Annotated in this window: 15 protein-coding genes; 7 read left to right on the forward strand and 8 right to left on the reverse strand. The window is 59.1% G+C overall.

Going from position 1 to position 16038, the window contains the following annotated elements:
• Positions 1 to 5 precede the first annotated feature (5 nt).
• The 5 genes from FIV08_RS18330 to ftsY form a co-directional block, all read right to left on the reverse strand.
• Entirely contained in the window at positions 6 to 938 is a 933-nt protein-coding gene (locus FIV08_RS18330; RefSeq protein WP_152439383.1) for an NAD(P)-dependent oxidoreductase, read from the reverse strand.
• Between the two features lie 233 nt (positions 939 to 1171).
• Entirely contained in the window at positions 1172 to 2032 is an 861-nt protein-coding gene (gene rpoH / locus FIV08_RS18335; RefSeq protein ID WP_072676002.1) for an RNA polymerase sigma factor RpoH, read from the reverse strand.
• A gap of 192 nt (positions 2033 to 2224) precedes the next feature.
• On the reverse strand, positions 2225 to 3232 hold the full coding sequence (gene ftsX, locus FIV08_RS18340) for a permease-like cell division protein FtsX (protein ID WP_072678098.1): 1008 nt from the start codon (positions 3230 to 3232) through the stop codon (positions 2225 to 2227).
• On the reverse strand, positions 3222 to 3914 hold the full coding sequence (gene ftsE, locus FIV08_RS18345) for a cell division ATP-binding protein FtsE (RefSeq protein ID WP_058090759.1): 693 nt from the start codon (positions 3912 to 3914) through the stop codon (positions 3222 to 3224). The genes ftsX and ftsE overlap by 11 nt, the downstream gene beginning before the upstream one ends.
• Positions 3915 to 3942: 28 nt before the next feature.
• Positions 3943 to 5166 carry a signal recognition particle-docking protein FtsY gene (gene ftsY / locus FIV08_RS18350; RefSeq protein WP_072676000.1) on the reverse strand — a complete coding sequence of 408 codons (1224 nt, stop codon included), beginning with the start codon at positions 5164 to 5166 and terminating at the stop codon, positions 3943 to 3945.
• 159 nt (positions 5167 to 5325) lie between these two features.
• Between ftsY and rsmD the strand changes: the two genes are divergently transcribed.
• The gene (rsmD, locus tag FIV08_RS18355; protein ID WP_072675999.1) at positions 5326 to 5958 is read left to right on the forward strand and encodes a 16S rRNA (guanine(966)-N(2))-methyltransferase RsmD; all 633 of its coding nucleotides are present in this window, start codon (positions 5326 to 5328) and stop codon (positions 5956 to 5958) included.
• Positions 5959 to 6034: 76 nt separating this feature from the next.
• On the opposite strand, the gene FIV08_RS18360 is transcribed toward rsmD, so the two are convergent.
• Complete coding sequence (locus FIV08_RS18360) at positions 6035 to 7213, reverse strand: fatty acid desaturase (protein ID WP_152439384.1); 1179 nt, start codon at positions 7211 to 7213, stop codon at positions 6035 to 6037.
• Positions 7214 to 7398: 185 nt separating this feature from the next.
• Between FIV08_RS18360 and mutM the strand changes: the two genes are divergently transcribed.
• The 6 genes from mutM to FIV08_RS18390 all read left to right on the forward strand — a co-directional run bounded on the left by mutM (position 7399) and on the right by FIV08_RS18390 (position 12559).
• Positions 7399 to 8211, forward strand: a complete 813-nt coding sequence (gene mutM, locus FIV08_RS18365; RefSeq protein WP_152439385.1) for a bifunctional DNA-formamidopyrimidine glycosylase/DNA-(apurinic or apyrimidinic site) lyase — start codon at positions 7399 to 7401, stop codon at positions 8209 to 8211.
• Positions 8212 to 8316: 105 nt separating this feature from the next.
• Positions 8317 to 8649 (forward strand): hypothetical protein, encoded by a 333-nt coding sequence (locus FIV08_RS18370; protein ID WP_061331952.1) that lies wholly within the window; start codon positions 8317 to 8319, stop codon positions 8647 to 8649.
• A gap of 88 nt (positions 8650 to 8737) precedes the next feature.
• Complete coding sequence (yrfG, locus tag FIV08_RS18375) at positions 8738 to 9424, forward strand: GMP/IMP nucleotidase (RefSeq protein WP_152439386.1); 687 nt, start codon at positions 8738 to 8740, stop codon at positions 9422 to 9424.
• A 62-nt stretch (positions 9425 to 9486) separates the two neighbouring features.
• Complete coding sequence (gene hslR / locus FIV08_RS18380; RefSeq protein WP_058090766.1) at positions 9487 to 9894, forward strand: ribosome-associated heat shock protein Hsp15; 408 nt, start codon at positions 9487 to 9489, stop codon at positions 9892 to 9894.
• A 97-nt stretch (positions 9895 to 9991) separates the two neighbouring features.
• Positions 9992 to 10846 (forward strand): Hsp33 family molecular chaperone HslO, encoded by an 855-nt coding sequence (gene hslO, locus FIV08_RS18385; RefSeq protein ID WP_072675993.1) that lies wholly within the window; start codon positions 9992 to 9994, stop codon positions 10844 to 10846.
• A 177-nt stretch (positions 10847 to 11023) separates the two neighbouring features.
• The gene (locus tag FIV08_RS18390; RefSeq protein ID WP_152439387.1) at positions 11024 to 12559 is read left to right on the forward strand and encodes a phosphoenolpyruvate carboxykinase; all 1536 of its coding nucleotides are present in this window, start codon (positions 11024 to 11026) and stop codon (positions 12557 to 12559) included.
• 85 nt (positions 12560 to 12644) lie between these two features.
• Here FIV08_RS18390 and FIV08_RS18395 read toward each other — a convergent pair whose 3' ends face one another.
• Positions 12645 to 14711 carry a TRAP transporter large permease subunit gene (locus tag FIV08_RS18395; protein ID WP_152439388.1) on the reverse strand — a complete coding sequence of 689 codons (2067 nt, stop codon included), beginning with the start codon at positions 14709 to 14711 and terminating at the stop codon, positions 12645 to 12647.
• A 26-nt stretch (positions 14712 to 14737) separates the two neighbouring features.
• Positions 14738 to 15781 carry a hypothetical protein gene (locus FIV08_RS18400; protein ID WP_152439389.1) on the reverse strand — a complete coding sequence of 348 codons (1044 nt, stop codon included), beginning with the start codon at positions 15779 to 15781 and terminating at the stop codon, positions 14738 to 14740.
• Positions 15782 to 16038: the final 257 nt, after the last annotated feature.

Here is a 16038-nt window from a genome sequence, read left to right on the forward strand (position 1 = left end):
GCTCCTTAGTTCTTTGAATTTGAAGAGTCTTCCTTCGGGCCACGGCCCAGCGACCCCAACAGAGTGCCGTTCAGGTGCTCCAGCTCCAGCAACAGGCCACTGTGGTCCACATCACTGTGGCCATTCGCCACCAGTGACAAATACTCGTTATGGGTCTGCTGCGCCAACGGCAGCGTCAGCCCCTCGGCCCGGGCCTCGTCCAGAATCATCCGCATATCCTTCAACTGAATCCGCGCCGGCGCCCCGGGCGCAAAATCCCGGTCAATCATCCGCTGGCCATGCAGCTCCAGAATCCGACTACCGGCAAACCCACCCATCAGCGCCTCCCGCACCGCCGCTGGGTCTGCGCCACCCTTGGCCGCCAGCAACAACGCCTCGGAAACCGCACCAATGGTAATGCCCACAATCGCCTGATTCGCCAACTTCGCCAACTGCCCGGCCCCCACCGGCCCAATGTGGGTACACTTGCCCAACACCTCAAACACCGGCCGGGCCCGCTCAACATCCGCCTCAGACCCGCCCGCCATAATACTCAAGCGAGCCTCAGCCGCGCCCAGAGTACCCCCCGACACCGGCGCATCCACAAACCCCGCCCCCTGCTCCGCCGCCAACCCGGCCAACCGCCGCGCCAGCGACGGCTGCACCGAACTCATATCAATCACCAACGCCCCCGATCTCAGCGCCGTCAGAGCGCCCTGAGCCACCAGCACGTCCTCAACCACCGAGCCATTTTCCAGCATGGTGATCACCACGTCAGCACCGGCAACTGCCTCAGCCGGAGTCCCGGCAATCGTTGCCTCGCCGGCAAAAGACTCACACTTGCTCGCGGTGCGGTTCCACAGGGTCATGGGGTAACCGGCCGTCAGCAGGTTACGGGTCATCGGTGCGCCCATTAGGCCGATGCCGAGGAAGGCGATGTGAGGAAGTCTGCTCGTCATTTTTCTGATCCCGCTCCAAAAGTAGGAGAAGCGGCTGGGTGGACCTTTCCAAAACTGTGCGGAGCCATGGATGGCGGAGCCCAAGCGTCACATGGATGTGCCGAAGGAGCGTGTTTTGGAAAGGTCCACCCAGTTGCTTCTGCCCGGAAGTCTGGATTCTATAAGGTATACAAACAAAAACGCCACCAACCGCGAACGGTGGTGGCGTTTCAAGCCAAGCCAGATGGTAGTAATCAAGCCGCCTCGATCATCTGCGCCTTGATCTTCTTCATGGCATTCTTCTCCAACTGCCGAATCCGCTCAGCCGACACACCATACTTGTCTGCCAACTCATGCAGCGTCGACTTACCATCCGTCAGCCAGCGCTCGCGCAGAATATCCTGGCTGCGCTCATCCAGCGCCGACAACGCCTGCATCAACCGGCCATTGGAGTCTTCAGACCAATCGGCGTTCTCCAGCTGCACCGCAGGATCACTGCGACGATCTTCCAGGTAGTAAGCAGGCGCCTGGTAGCTGCTGTCATCGTCGTCATCCATCGGCCCTTCGAACGAAGTGTCGTGGGACGCCAGCCGGCCTTCCATCTCGCGCACCACCCGGGGCTCTACCCCCAGATCCTTGGCGACCGCGTTCAACTCATCGTGGTTCAGCCAAGCCAGCTTCTTCTTCTGACTGCGAAGGTTGAAAAACAGCTTACGCTGGGCCTTGGTCGTAGCGACCTTCACAATACGCCAGTTGCGCAGAATGAACTCATGGATCTCGGCTTTTATCCAGTGCACCGCAAACGACACCAGACGCACGCCATACTCAGGATTGAAGCGCTTGACGGCCTTCATCAGGCCCACATTACCTTCCTGGATCAAATCCGCCTGAGCCAGGCCATAGCCGGAATAGCTCCGGGCAATGTGAATCACAAAGCGCAGGTGAGACAACACCAACTGACGGGCGGCTTCCACATCGCCATCGTAATGGAGTCGTTCCGCCAGCTTACGCTCCTCATCCACTGAGAGAACCGGAATGCGACTCGCCGCCTGAATATAAGACTCGAGATTGGCACCCGGAACCAGTCTGTCAGCCAGCTGTAAACTCGTACCCATGCATTAACCTCCGAACCTGACAGCCGTAAAATATAACAACTTTTAATTAGACCGCCAAGAACTTGATTAGTTCCCGAACTTTCCAGTAAAACGTTACAAAACAACAACCTGAAAAATCCGCCGTGGCTTTTCTGACTCCCAAACTACGCCAGAACAAGCTCTTTTTTCAATACGGTTTTCCCGTTACCCGGATCACCCGCCAGCAATATCGCCCGGTTCAATGTCATCCAGATGACGCTTCACCGCAAGCCAGGCGCCTAGCCAGCCTAGCAGCATTGCGATGATAATCAATGCCAATGCACCGTCAAAGCCCGGCCCCTGCAGCGAGAATTCGCTGCGGTAAAGGCCTGCCAGGCGCTCAATGGGCCCGTTCAGCCACCACAAAGAGAGCTGGATCAACAACCAGGCAACCACCCCACCTCCGAGGCCAAACCAGGCCCCGGTGTACAGGAACGGCCGGCGGACAAAGGCATCGGTTCCACCCACCAGCTTGGCTACCAGAATTTCATCCCGCCGGTTTTCAATCGCCAGGCGCACGGTATTGCCAATCACCAGAATGACCGCCGAGCCAAGCAACAGTGCCAGGGCCCATACCGCCCGGGCCAGAATGTCGGTCATGGCATTGAGCCGCTGCAACCAGCCAAGATCCACCTGCACCTGCTCAATGCCATCCATTCCATCAACAAACCGCACCAAAGCCTGCACGCCATCAGCGGAGCGGGCACTATCCTGGGGGGTGATCAACAAGGTATGGGGCAGCGGATTGTCATCCAGAAAATCCAGGGCATCGTCCAGACCGGACGATGCGCGAAACTCCTCCAGGGCCTGATCCCGGTCCACCAGCTGAACCGACAGCACCCGGCCATCGTCCCGAGCCTCTTCCGCCAGCTCCCCGGCTCGCTCCAGTGAGACATCCATAGCCAGGTAGGCGGTAATCCTGGCGCTGCTCTCCCAGCCGGCACTGACACCCTGCAAGCTGCCCAGCAGCAGCAACAGTGCGACGGGCAGGGCAAGGGCCACGCCCATCACGGTCCAGGTCATCATACTGGCCACCGGTGTTTGCCAAAGACGCCGGGCGGAATCCCGCGCCACCTTCCGGTGATGCTCCAGATAGCTGCGGGCCTGGGCGTTCACCGGAGACTTCCCCCGATTGGCAGCCCCGCGCCGGTTATCCTGCTTGTGCCGGGGTTCAGTAGCCACTGGCACCTCCCGCTGCCGGGGCATGCCCACCGGCAATCAGCTGGCCATGATCCAGGGTCAGCTTTCGCCGTCCCATCTCATTGATCAGGGCAATGTCGTGGGTGGCGATCAGCACGGTCACGCCCACCTGGCTGAACTCGGTGAAGAGGTGCATGATGTCTGCGGATAGCTCCGGGTCCAGGTTACCGGTGGGCTCATCCGCCAGCAACACGGGCGGTTTGTTCACCACTGCCCTGGCAATGCCGACACGCTGTTGTTCACCGCCGGATAACTGCAGCGGGTTCATTTTCTCCTTGTTCAGCAGCCCCACCTTATCCAACGCCGCCCGCACCCGACGGCCGATATCATTGGGCGAGGCGCCCATCACTTCCAGTGGCATCGCGACGTTATCGAACACCGTGCGATCAAACAGCAATTGGTGATTCTGGAACACCACGCCGATATGCCGGCGGATGTAGGGGATCTGGCGCCGTGGCAAACTATTCAGGCGCTGGCCACCGACGATCAGCTCACCGGCCGTCGGCCGCTCCATGACCATGATCAGCTTCAGCAGGGTACTTTTGCCCGCGCCGGAGTGCCCGGTCAGAAACGCCAGCTCCCCCCGGTCCAGGTGAAAATTCACCTGGCGCAAAGCGGTGTGGTCGCTGTCATAGCGTTTGGTAACTTGGCGAAACTCGATCATTTCGGGCGCGGGCTCCGTAGCCGGTGCTTCAGTCGTCGAACAGGGCGTCGACAAAGGTTTCCGCATCAAAACTGCGCAGGTCTTCGGCCTGCTCGCCCACTCCGATAAAGCGGATAGGCAGCTGCAGCTGGCGGGCAATGGCAAATACAATACCGCCTTTTGCGGTGCCGTCCAGTTTCGTCAAGGTAATACCGCTGACGCCCACCGCCTGCTGGAAGACCTGGGCCTGGCTCAGGGCATTCTGGCCGGTACCGGCGTCCAGCACCAGCATCACTTCGTGGGGCGCCGATTCATCGAGCTTTTTCATCACCCGGACAACCTTGGTCAATTCGTTCATCAGGTTGTCTTTGTTCTGCAGGCGGCCGGCAGTGTCGGCAATCACCACATCGGTACCCCGGGCCTGGGCGGACTGGATGGCGTCAAAAATCACCGAAGCACTGTCGGCACCGGTATGCTGGGCCACCACCGGCACGTTATTGCGCTCTCCCCACACCTGCAACTGCTCCACCGCCGCCGCACGGAAGGTATCACCGGCCGCGAGCATGACGGATTTGCCTTCCGCCTGGAACTTCCGGGTGAGTTTGCCAATGGTGGTGGTCTTGCCAACGCCGTTCACCCCTACCATCAGGATGACGTACGGCTTGTTGTCGGTGGCGATATCTAACGGTTTGGTGACGTCCTTCAGCAGGCCATGCAATTCGTCTCGTAATGCCTTGCGCAAAGCCGCACCGTCCTTGAGTTGGTTGCGCTCAAGTTTGTCGGTGAGCGACTCAATGATCTCGGAAGTGGCGGTAACACCCACATCGGCCATCAACAGGGTGGTTTCGATTTCTTCCAGCAAGTCCTCATCGATCTTCTTGCCCACCGAGAACAAGTCGGCCAGGCCGCCGGTCAGGCTGGCACGGGTTTTACCAAGGCCCTTCCTGATTCGCTCAAAAACACTGACCTGGGCTTCCGACTCTGGAGCCGGTTCTGGCTCCGGGGCTAAGTCGGCCGCCGGTACTTCCTTGGCGGGCTCTGCCTCCGCAGCGGGTGCCTCGGGTTGCGCCTCGGCCACCGGCGCTTCTTGCGCGGCTTCCGGCTCTTCCCGGGCTGGCTCCGGTGCCACTGGAGCCGGGCCCCGAGCTACCTCAGGTTTGCGCTGAACCACCGCTTTCGGCCGAGGGGCACGCTTACGGTTACCGGCGATATCCAGTACAAAGAACAGAACCAGAAGGGCCAACAGGCCGATTGAAATCCACTCTGCCGTCATAGTCTTACCATCAGTCTGAAAGGGGCGGGCGAAAATAAAGCGCACATTCTAACAGACCTGCTGGCCTAAGTGAGGGGCTGGCCCATTATCCCCTGTCGGCTGCTTTCCGGTAACATAATCGCCCACGATTCAACCTGTTCAGAACTCCGGAGCACAGCCATGGCCAGACGCAAACCGGCAAACCGCAAACCCGGCCCGACGCCTGTGGGGCGTGCGCCTTCCGGCGGTACCGGGGAGCTGCGCATTATCGGCGGCGACTGGCGCAGCCGAAAGCTGAGATTTCCGGATGCCGGCGGTGTTCGCCCCAGCCCTGCACGTACCCGCGAAACCCTGTTTAACTGGCTCAACTTCCAGATTGCCGGCAGCGATTGTCTGGACCTGTTTGCCGGCTCCGGGGCCCTGGGCCTGGAGGCGCTTTCCCGCGGTGCTGCCAGCACCACGCTGGTCGACCATACCCCGGCACTGGCCAGCGCCCTGCGAGACAATCTCCGGTTATTGAAATCTGACAAGGGAGTGGTGGTGTGTCAGGACGCAGAAAGTTTTCTGGCCAATCGGCAGCGCCCACCCTTCGACATCGTGTTCATGGACCCTCCGTTCCGACAGGACTGGCTGGAACGATTATTTCCGCTTCTGGAATCCGGCCAATGGATCAAACCGGGTGGCTGGGTGTACGTGGAACATGAGAGCGAACGGGCAACACCGCCGGTGCCCACCGGCTGGTTGCTGCATCGGCAGAAGACCGCGGGCCAGGTAACCTACAGCCTGTACCGGGTTAACCCGGAAACGGATTAGTGCTGTCGCGACAAAACAAAAAAGCCAGATGAGCGAACCCATCTGGCTTTTTTGGTACCTAAACGGCGGGGGCGCGTCAGGCAACCGGGCGCAGGGAGTAGGCCCGCAGGTGCGCCGCGAACTCCTCCAGGTAGCGAATGCCGCTGGCTTCCGCCTCTTTGCACCACTCCATCAGCGCCTGCAGTTTTTCCTGGGGCTTCAGCCCACGCTGACGCCACAGCTGTTGCAGCTCGTGGCTCTTCTCGTAGATTTGGCGCAGGATTTCGTGGCGCTCCAAAACCGTTTCCAGCTGTTCTTTGTCCTTGGGCTTGATCAGCGTAGCTTCCCGGGATAACAGCTGCTTCAGCTTTCGGTAGCGGGGACGAATTTCGTCGTCCATCAGAGAACGCTGTTGGCGCAAGACCGGTTCCATGACCCGTTTGCGGTACTGACGCATGATGTCGAAGCGGCTGTTGGTAATGGCCTGAACGGTTTCCACATCCACCTCCTGCTTGCCCGGAACGTAATGAGCAATCGGCCGGTAGCCCTTCGGCTTGGCAAGACCAAACAACTGGAACAGGCGAATATAGCCCCAGCCGATGTCCACCTCGTACCAGCGGCGGGACAGCTTGGCCGAGTTTGGATAGGTGTGGTGGTTGTTGTGGAGTTCTTCACCGCCGATCAGGATGCCCCAGGGCGAGATATTGCGGGCATTATCGGCACATTCGAAATTGCGGTAACCCAGATAGTGGCCAACGCCATTGACCACCCCTGCGGCCCATACCGGAATCCACATCATCTGTACCGCCCAGATCCAGATCCCGTGGACCCCAAACAGTGCCAGATTGAGTACCGCCATCAGCATGATGCCCAGCATCTTGTATCGGCTATAGACGTTGCGCTCGACCCAGTCCTCCGGGGTGCGCTGACCATAGCGCTCGAGGGTTTCCGGGGTGGCCGCCTCGGCGTAAAGCTCTGCGCCTTCCAGCAGAACCTTGCGGATACCCAGGACCACCGGGCTATGGGGGTCTTCCTCGGTTTCACACTTGGCGTGGTGTTTGCGGTGGATCGCGGTCCACTCTTTGGTGTTCTGCGCAGTGGTCATCCACAGCCAGAAGCGAAAAAAGTGCTTGAGCACCGGATGCAGATCCAGGGCGTTATGGGCCGAGTGACGGTGCAGATAGAGCGTAACACTGACAATGGTGATATGGGTGAGTACCAGGGTGACCGCTATCAACTGCCATACCGAGAGGTCAAGGAGACCGTTAAACCACATAAATTATCCTCAAGAATTCATCAACTTCGAAAGGCGATACTGCGGAGGGAGATTCGCAAACACTCGAAGGGAATGTACTTGACCAACTTTAGCGTACAGCTGTACGCGTCAACAACACCGTTTGGTGGCTTTTTTGTTACTGTTTACACTTATGGCCCCAGAATACGTTTGCCAGCGGAGGCTTCGTGCCCGAATTACCCGAAGTAGAAACCACTCGTCAGGGCATTGCGCCCCACTGTGAAGGCCAGAAGATAAACGGGGTAGTGATTCGTAATGCCCGGCTGCGCTGGCCGATTCCCGGGGATTTACCGGAGCGCCTGCAGGGTCAGGTTATCCGGTCCGTAGACCGCCGGGCGAAATATCTCTTTCTGCACCTGGATGGCGGCACTGTTATTGTGCACCTGGGCATGTCCGGCAGCCTGCGGGTGATCACCGACGGCAGCCCGGCCGCCGCCCATGACCACGTTGATGTCTGTCTCGCCAACGGCCGCACCCTGCGCTTCAACGATCCCCGGCGCTTTGGCTGCTGGCTGTGGGCCGACGACTGCACCCTGCACCCGCTAATACGGGATCTTGGCCCGGAACCGCTGTCGCCGGAATTTGGTGGTGCCTGGCTGTTCCGGCTGTCCCGGGGCAAACAGAGCCCGATCAAATCCTTCATCATGGACAATCATGTGGTGGTCGGGGTTGGCAACATCTACGCCAACGAAGCCCTGTTCAAAGCCGGCATACACCCGAAACGGAAGGCGGGCCGAATCAGCCTGGACCGCTATCACCGGCTGGCTGAAGCCATAAAGGAAACCCTGAGCGCAGCCATCCTGATGGGCGGCACCACCTTGCGGGATTTCGTTAACAGCGACGGAAAGCCGGGGTATTTTGCCCAGTCATTACTGGTATACGGGCGTGGTGGTGCCCCCTGCCCGGAATGTAACACCGTGCTGAAGGAAATCCGGATGAACAATCGCTCCACCGTGTACTGCCCTCGTTGCCAGCGTTGAAACTGCAAACCAACATCACACAACTCACACAATACAAACAAAAACCGTTTGAAATTCAGGCAATATGATTCATAGTTAACAGAGAATTAACAGGAGAGAATCGTCATGACCCGCAAGATTTCCCGCACTCTGGTTGCAACGGTGGCAGCCTGTCTGCTGGCTTTTTCATCATTGGGCCACGCCAGAGCAGTCGATGAGAGCCCCTCGGCGCTGGCCATGACGGCCGATGCGGTTCTGCTGCGACCTGCCCTGCTGGCCACCACCATTGTTGGCAGTGCCGTCTATCTGGTATCTCTGCCATTCTCTGCCCTCGGCGGCAACGCCGGTGAGGCTGGCGAGGTGCTGGTTGTTGGCCCGGCCAAGGCGACCTTCGTTCGCTGCCTGGGCTGCTCACGCACCGGCCGCAAGTCCGAAACGGTTGAACAAGCTGCTGACTGAGCCTACTCCGGCGATCAGTAGAATCCCGGCTTGCCAGCCGCCGGAATCTGAGGCAGCCTGAAGGAAACCCTTCAGGCTGTTTTTGTTTATGGTGGATTGGTCAACCCTCGATACCGTGTTCCTGGATATGGATGGAACACTGCTGGATCTTCACTTCGACTCGCACTTCTGGCTTGAGCACTTGCCCAGACGTTACGCCGAGCAGTACGACCTGCACCCCCAACAGGCGAAAGATACCCTGCTGGCCATGATCATGGCGGAACGGGGCTCACTGAACTGGTACTGCACCGACTACTGGAGCGAACGACTCTCGGTGAATATCAACCAACTGAAGGCGGAAGTCAGTGATCGCATCGGCTACCGCCCGCACGTGCCCGACTTTCTGTCTTCGTTGCGCCAAGCCGGCCTGCGCTCGGTGATTGTGACCAACTGCCACCCGGACCCCCTGGCACTGAAACTGGAACGCACCGGACTGGACAAACACGTGGATGCCATCGTTTCCAGCCATGAATTCGGCAAACCCAAGGAAGATCGTGATTTCTGGCGAGACCTCGGCAGAAAAATCCCGTACCGGCAAGACAAAACCCTGATGGTGGACGACAGTTTTCCCGTGCTGGAGAGTGCCCGCCAGGCAGGCATCGGCCAATGCCTGGCCATTCTTGAGCCCGACAGCACCCAGGCACCCAATGCCCAACACCCTGAGATCCCCGGCATTCGCCATTTTGATGAAGTGCTGCCATCACTGCGTTCGCAACAGCCCCTGCCATCCCGATGACGAGCCGGTTATAATCTGGTTAACACAATGCCCGACGGCAGGTGCCAACCCGGTGAGGAGATATGACGGCAACCAGCGCTGACGAACAAAAGGTGCGGCTCGACAAATGGCTCTGGGCCGCGCGCTTCTACAAGACCCGTTCCCTGGCGAAAGAAGCCATCGAAGGCGGCAAGGTGCATTACAATAGCCAGCGAACAAAGCCCGGCAAGATTGTCGAAGCTGGCGCCAGGGTTACCTTGCGCCTGGGCTGGCAGGAAAAAATCGTGATCGTGGATGAGATAAGCGACCGGCGCAGGGGCGCTCCAGAGGCCCAGAAGCTTTACCACGAAACCAGTGACAGCGTGAAAAAACGCGAAGAACTGGCTTGGCAGCGCAAGACCATGCAGGCCGCCCAATTGCCACCCGCCCGCCGGCCGAGCAAGAAAGACCGCCGGGACATTCAGCGGTTCCGGGACCAGAACGGCCTGTAAAACCGGATCACACCAAAGCTCGTAAAGAGTACGCCCGCCTCAATTACCCTCCGCGCGGGCAGCACCATCAACCCCACAGACAGCGTCAGGAGACACCATGGCATCCCGAGATCAATTCCAGCGTTTTATTTTCGAACACAGCCAGGTTCGGGGTGCCTGGGTTCAACTGGGTAACAGTTTCAGCGACATCAGCACCCAGGCCCCTTACCCCGAATCCGTTCGCCGTTTACTGGGCGAATCGCTGGTGGCCAGCGTGTTGATGAGCAGCAGCCTGAAGTTCAAGGGTACCCTGTCCTTGCAGGCGGCCGGCGAAGGCTCGTTGCGCACACTGATGGCCGAATGCAGCCACGACCGTCATATCCGGGGCCTGGCCCGCCATGACGATCAGGCCGTTACCGGCGATACCCTGAACGAACTTCTGGGCACCGGCCGCATGGCCATCACCATCACCCCGGACCAGGGCCAACGCTATCAGGGCGTGGTGCCCAGGGAAGCCGATACCCTGGCCGGCTGCCTGGAAGAGTATTTCGAGCGGTCCGAGCAGATTGCCACCAGCCTGTTCCTGTTCGCCAACGAAGACACCGCCGCCGGCCTGATGCTGCAGCGGTTGCCGGGGCATACCGAAGAAGACGATGATTTGTGGAACCGGGTCAATCACCTGGCGCGCACTGTCGAGGCCGAAGAGTTGCTGACGCTCGACAGCGAAACCCTGCTGCACCGGCTGTTCCACGAGGAAACCGTGCGGCTGTTCGACCCCGAACCGGTGGCCTTTCGCTGCAGCTGCTCCCGGGAGCGCACCCTCGCCGCCCTCGAGGCCATCGGCAAAGACGAGTGTTACAGCATCCTCGACGAGCAGGGCAGCATCAACATGGACTGCCAGTTCTGTCACGCAAACTATCGCTTCAATAGAAATGACATTGATCACCTTTTCACCGGTCATACGTTACACTAAGCAGTCACTCAACTTGCCCGGAAGCCGCATCTGGCGCGGCTTTCAGGGCAGTCGTTTTTTACCGGCGTCTCTGGCATAATAGCGCGCCTGAATTGACCCGATTGCTCAGATTTCCGTCAATTTTTTTCGGGGGGACGGCCTGAGCAATCACGAAGACATCCCGAGGGCGAGGTCGAAGTGAGCAACACTTATAATGATCTGAGTACAGCAAGACTGGTTGAAGTGGCACTGGCCAGAAATGAGGGACAACTGGCAGCCAACGGTTCCCTGGTGGTCACCACCGGCGAACGTACCGGCCGGTCTCCCATGGACCGTTTTATCGTCGAGGAGCCCAGCACCGCTGACGACATCCATTGGGGCCCGATCAACCGCCCGTTCGACGCCGACAAGTTCGACGCCCTCTGGGATCGTGTTGAAGCCTACATTGCTGAAAAAGACAGTTTTGTCTCCCACGTTCACGTCGGCTCTGACCCCGAACACTATCTGCCGGTCAAAATGACCACGGAAACCGCCTGGCAGAACCTGTTTGGCCGCAACCTGTTTATCCGCCCGGATGACTACAACCCGGCCGACAAACAGGAATGGCAGATCCTCAACGCCGCCAACTTCGAGTGTGTGCCCGAGCGTGACGGCACCAACTCCAACGGCTGCGTGATCATCAACTTTGCCAAGCGCAAAGTATTGCTGGCAGGCATGCACTATGCCGGCGAAATGAAAAAAGCCATGTTTTCTGTACAGAACTTCCTGCTGCCGGAAAAAGACGTACTGCCGATGCACTGCTCCGCCAACGTCAGCGAGAATGGCGAAACCTGTCTGTTCTTCGGCCTGTCCGGCACCGGCAAGACCACCCTGTCTGCCGATCCGCACCGCTTCCTGATCGGTGACGACGAGCACGGCTGGGGCCCCGGCACCGTATTCAACATTGAAGGTGGCTGCTACGCCAAGTGCATCGACCTGAGCCAGAAGAACGAGCCGATCATCTGGGACGCCATCCGTTTTGGTGCCATCGTTGAAAACGTGATGATCGATCCGGAAACCCGTGAGCCGGATTACACCGACGTATCCCTCACCGAAAACTCCCGCTGCGCCTACCCGCTGGAGCACGTGGAGAAGCGGGTTCTGGAGAACCGCGCCGGCGAGCCGTCGCACATTATCTTCCTGACCTGCGACATGACTGGCGTTCTGCCCCCGGTATCCATCCTGAGCCGTGAAGCAGCCGCTTACCACTTCCTGAGTGGTTACACCGCGCTGGTTGGCTCAACCGAGATGGGCTCGTCGTCCAAGCTGAAGTCCACCTTCTCAACCTGCTTTGGTGCCCCCTTCTTCCCGCGTCCGGCCGGCGTATACGCCGAACTGCTGATGAAGCGGATCGACGAGTTCGGCAGCAAGGTATTCCTGGTCAATACTGGTTGGACCGGCGGCCCCTACGGCGAAGGCAAGCGTTTCAGCATTCCGACCACGCGCGCCATCATTGCCGCCATCCAGAATGGCGACCTGGACGACGTGGAAACCGAGCATCTGGACACCCTGAACCTGGACGTGCCCAAGCACATCCCTGGTGTCGACACCGAGCTGCTGAACCCACGCAACACCTGGACCAGCCCGGAATACTATGACGGCAAGGCCCAGGAGCTGATTGCCCAGTTCGTGGAAAACTTCAAGAAGTTCGATGTGGCAGATGCCATCGTCGAGGCCGGCCCGAAACTGAGCTGAGCCTGACCCGACAAAAAAAGCGCCCTGCGAGAGCACGGCGCTTTTTTTGTTGTCTGATACTGGCAGGGGCCGAAGCCCCTCGGGATCAGGTGGCGTAGAACAACAGCGGCACGAAGGCCACCAGCAGCAGGGAAATACCCATGGCAATCAACGGCATGATGATACGCTCATGGCGCTGGTAGAAGGTGCCACCCTCACGCTGGGCAGCCAGCACCTCGGCCTCACCCACCACCTGACGGGTCAGCAGGTGATTGAGCGCCACCGGCGGGCTCAGGTAACCCAGTTCGAAGGCCACCAGCGTCACCATCCAGAAGTGTATCGGGTGAATACCACTGGAATAGGCAATGGTGGCTACGGTAGCAGTGACCAGAATCACGGCACCGAAAGCATCCATGATCATGCCCAGGATCACCAGAATCACCACCATCAGCAACATCGCGGACCAGGCGCTATCGAAGGCCTGCGGGAAGGCTTCCATGATGTGGGAACGCTCGATGACACCACCAATGCTGACCGACAGGCCAAGGAGTAACAGCAGTGCTCCGATTTCGGCGGTGGTGTCGTTGGTTGCGCCACGGATGCTGCGCTCCAGTCCCGGGTGGCGAGCCTGCCCCGGTTCCGGGCTGGTCCGCTTCTTCAGACTGACATGCTCATAGACCAGAATCGCCAACATGATCACCGGCAGCAACCGGGGCGCGGAGAACTCATCCATCTTCACGTCCAGGGCGAAGCGGTATAGCAGAACGACACCGGCGATCACCAGGGCGTAGGGCAACAGCGGCCGGAGCGCCCGGAATGAGGCCGGGAAAGCCTGAGCGGTCGGCGCCAGGTCGAATTTGCTCTGCCGGTTGACCGACATCGCCACCAGACCAAACATGGTCGCGGTCAGGACAAATACCCAGATACCCCAACCGAACAGTTCGTCGGTCGTCACTTCCCGGTTCAGGTAGGCGATCACCACCACCAGCAGACATGGCCTCAGAACCACGCCCAACGAACCGGACATGGCCGTCGCCGCCAGGGCCAGGTGTCGCCTGGCGCCCGCGGCCCTCAGTTCGCTGTAAATCACAGCACCGGCGGCGATAACAAAGATCCCTGAAGCACCGGTATAGGCCGTCGGCACAGCAGCCACCAATACGGCAACAACCGCCAGCATTTCCGGGGGCATTCGCCAGGGCCGGAACACATTGAACACGAGGGTCGCCAGACGAGTCTGCTTGAGCATCATGCCAACCCAAACGTACAGGCCGACGTTCAGAAACATGTCCGACAGCTCCATCATCTTACCCAGGTAGATACCAATACCCGAGGAGTGGCCGATCATCGCAAAGTAAGTGCCGGAGATCAGGCACATGACGGTATACAATGGCACCGCAAGGAAGGCCTGCCCGAGCCGACCACCCTCCTGTAGATTGGAGGGCACCCGGAACAGCCGATACAGGCTGGCCAGGGTGAGACAGGCAAAACCAACAATCCACAAGTTGTGGAGCATCAGCTCCTCGCCGGAAACCGCGGTACTGCTGCCCAGGCTGGATTGCCGGAAGATGGCACTGGAGCCCAGCAGCATGGCGTTGGCAATGGTCTGCAGGGTATGGGAAACGATGTAATCCAGCCGGGTTTCCATCGCCCGCATGGCGATGTGGTGTCGGGTCAGGGTTGCGGTAACCGCACACAGCATCACCAGAATCACCAGGATATAACGCTGGCCCGCCAAGCCGAAGGCGATCAGATCGGCCACGAACAATTCCACCGCACGATAGGCTTTCACCCCGGGCGTCAATTGATCCTGCAACTCCAGATAGCTGGCATGGGCCGTCTGGCACTCACCAACCGATCGCTCGATGGCCAGCCGGACATCCGCCGGATTTTTCTCATGGGCACCAAGTAAAGCCGCCATGGGATCGTCGTCCGGAGGTGCCGCAGCCATTTCCTCAGCCACGGCTGCCTCGATATCCCGGTCGGGATTACACTCCGGTTGCACCGGATCCATGCGGAGTTTGTAGTAACCACTCCAGAGCTGCTCACCGCCGCGCAGCATCTGGTTATGGATATCACTACTGGTCGAGAACAACACCACAGCCAGCAGCAACAGACACGCCGGCAAGGAAGAGAACCATTCCAGCCCGGAACGTTGCAGACCACCCTTAGTCATAAAACCTACCCTGGAATTTGAAGGAGTTACAGCAGATCATCCAGATCCATGGTTTCGACCGGCGCCCGCTGATCATCCCAGAAGCTGCCGAATTGACCGATGGGGGTTCGGTGGCCGGTGTTCTCAACCCACAAACGATCAGAAATGGCCACCAGCATGTTGCTGGCCATGGCATCAACAAACCGCCATTGTTCGCTGGACGCGTCATTCTTCAACGATTCGCCGTGGTCCCGGATCACCGATTTGATCAAAGCTTCGTCGTTCTTGTTTACTGCGGCGATCGCGTGGAAAACGTGGCCGAGCCTGACGCCCGCCTCTTCGCCCTGCTTGCTGGCGATAGCCAGTCGTTCAAAGGCGTCTTCACCTTCCGGCTGGGTGCCCGGAATCATGGCCCAGACCGTTGCCCGCAGCCCCATCGGTGCGCCCCACCATTTCTTGTTGTCCAGGCATTGGGTCGCCCGGCCAACCACGGAACCGGTGTTGAACGGCACACCAATTGAGGACGATGCCTGTATCTGGGCATTCAATGCCTGCAACCCGGACAACAAGCCGGCCAGGTAAATGAATTCATCCAGATCGTCTTTAAATTTGGGGCATTCCCCGCCATCCGGATCACCGTAATGGGCGTGGTGATGCTGCCAGCCCTTCAGGTAACGCTTCGCCGCCTGGGTATGGGCCCGTTTCTGCCGGATCATTGCATCCTGGGCCTCACCGGCGTTCATGGAATACATTGCCCGCGCCGCAGCCAGTTCATGCTCCCGGGCCTGCTCCTCCGCACAACCGCCCGCCGAGAGGTACAACATAACCGCCAGCTGGTCCGGTTCGCGGGTCACGCGGCCAAACGACATCAGCAGTGGGGCTGTCGCCTCACTCATGGAGCAACCCATGGCCAGGTCATCCGATTCCAGCAGGTAAGGCACCGTGTGATTGCGCGAGAACCCTTGCATCACATCACCGGTGGTTTTGTAGATCATGTGGTTGACGGCACCACAACCGGTGAGCACCAGGCTGGCACCAACAGCGGCCACCAGCCCACGAATTCCGGAACCGGCTTTGCGGAAATCATTCATAGCATCAACACCCTTTTATTCTTGTGTTATTCAGAAAACATCAGCGCCTGGCGCCGCCAGAATCGTTTTGTTACATCCTGTAACCGGCCATGCATTATGACCAAACCGGGCTCCGGTTTATGAGACCAACCCCGCAAATGACGCCTGCGGCCACAGTTCGTAACCGAACAGGGTTTGCACATTTCGGCCAAAGCCACTATAGATTGCTTCAACCGCAGGGTCTGCCTTGCGGTCAAACACAATAATCAGAACGAAAT

Origin of the sequence: Marinobacter sp. THAF197a, from assembly GCF_009363275.1 — a bacterium.
Classification (GTDB): domain Bacteria; phylum Pseudomonadota; class Gammaproteobacteria; order Pseudomonadales; family Oleiphilaceae; genus Marinobacter.

Coding starts and splice junctions, on each gene's coding strand:
- FIV08_RS18330 (WP_152439383.1), bottom strand. CDS start 938: ATGACGAGCAGACTTCCTCACATCGCCTTCCTCGGCATCGGCCTAATG.
- rpoH (WP_072676002.1), bottom strand. CDS start 2,032: ATGGGTACGAGTTTACAGCTGGCTGACAGACTGGTTCCGGGTGCCAAT.
- ftsE (WP_058090759.1), bottom strand. CDS start 3,914: ATGATCGAGTTTCGCCAAGTTACCAAACGCTATGACAGCGACCACACC.
- ftsY (WP_072676000.1), bottom strand. CDS start 5,166: ATGACGGCAGAGTGGATTTCAATCGGCCTGTTGGCCCTTCTGGTTCTG.
- rsmD (WP_072675999.1), top strand. CDS start 5,326: ATGGCCAGACGCAAACCGGCAAACCGCAAACCCGGCCCGACGCCTGTG.
- FIV08_RS18360 (WP_152439384.1), bottom strand. CDS start 7,213: ATGTGGTTTAACGGTCTCCTTGACCTCTCGGTATGGCAGTTGATAGCG.
- FIV08_RS18370 (WP_061331952.1), top strand. CDS start 8,317: ATGACCCGCAAGATTTCCCGCACTCTGGTTGCAACGGTGGCAGCCTGT.
- yrfG (WP_152439386.1), top strand. CDS start 8,738: ATGGTGGATTGGTCAACCCTCGATACCGTGTTCCTGGATATGGATGGA.
- hslR (WP_058090766.1), top strand. CDS start 9,487: ATGACGGCAACCAGCGCTGACGAACAAAAGGTGCGGCTCGACAAATGG.
- hslO (WP_072675993.1), top strand. CDS start 9,992: ATGGCATCCCGAGATCAATTCCAGCGTTTTATTTTCGAACACAGCCAG.
- FIV08_RS18395 (WP_152439388.1), bottom strand. CDS start 14,711: ATGACTAAGGGTGGTCTGCAACGTTCCGGGCTGGAATGGTTCTCTTCC.
- FIV08_RS18400 (WP_152439389.1), bottom strand. CDS start 15,781: ATGAATGATTTCCGCAAAGCCGGTTCCGGAATTCGTGGGCTGGTGGCC.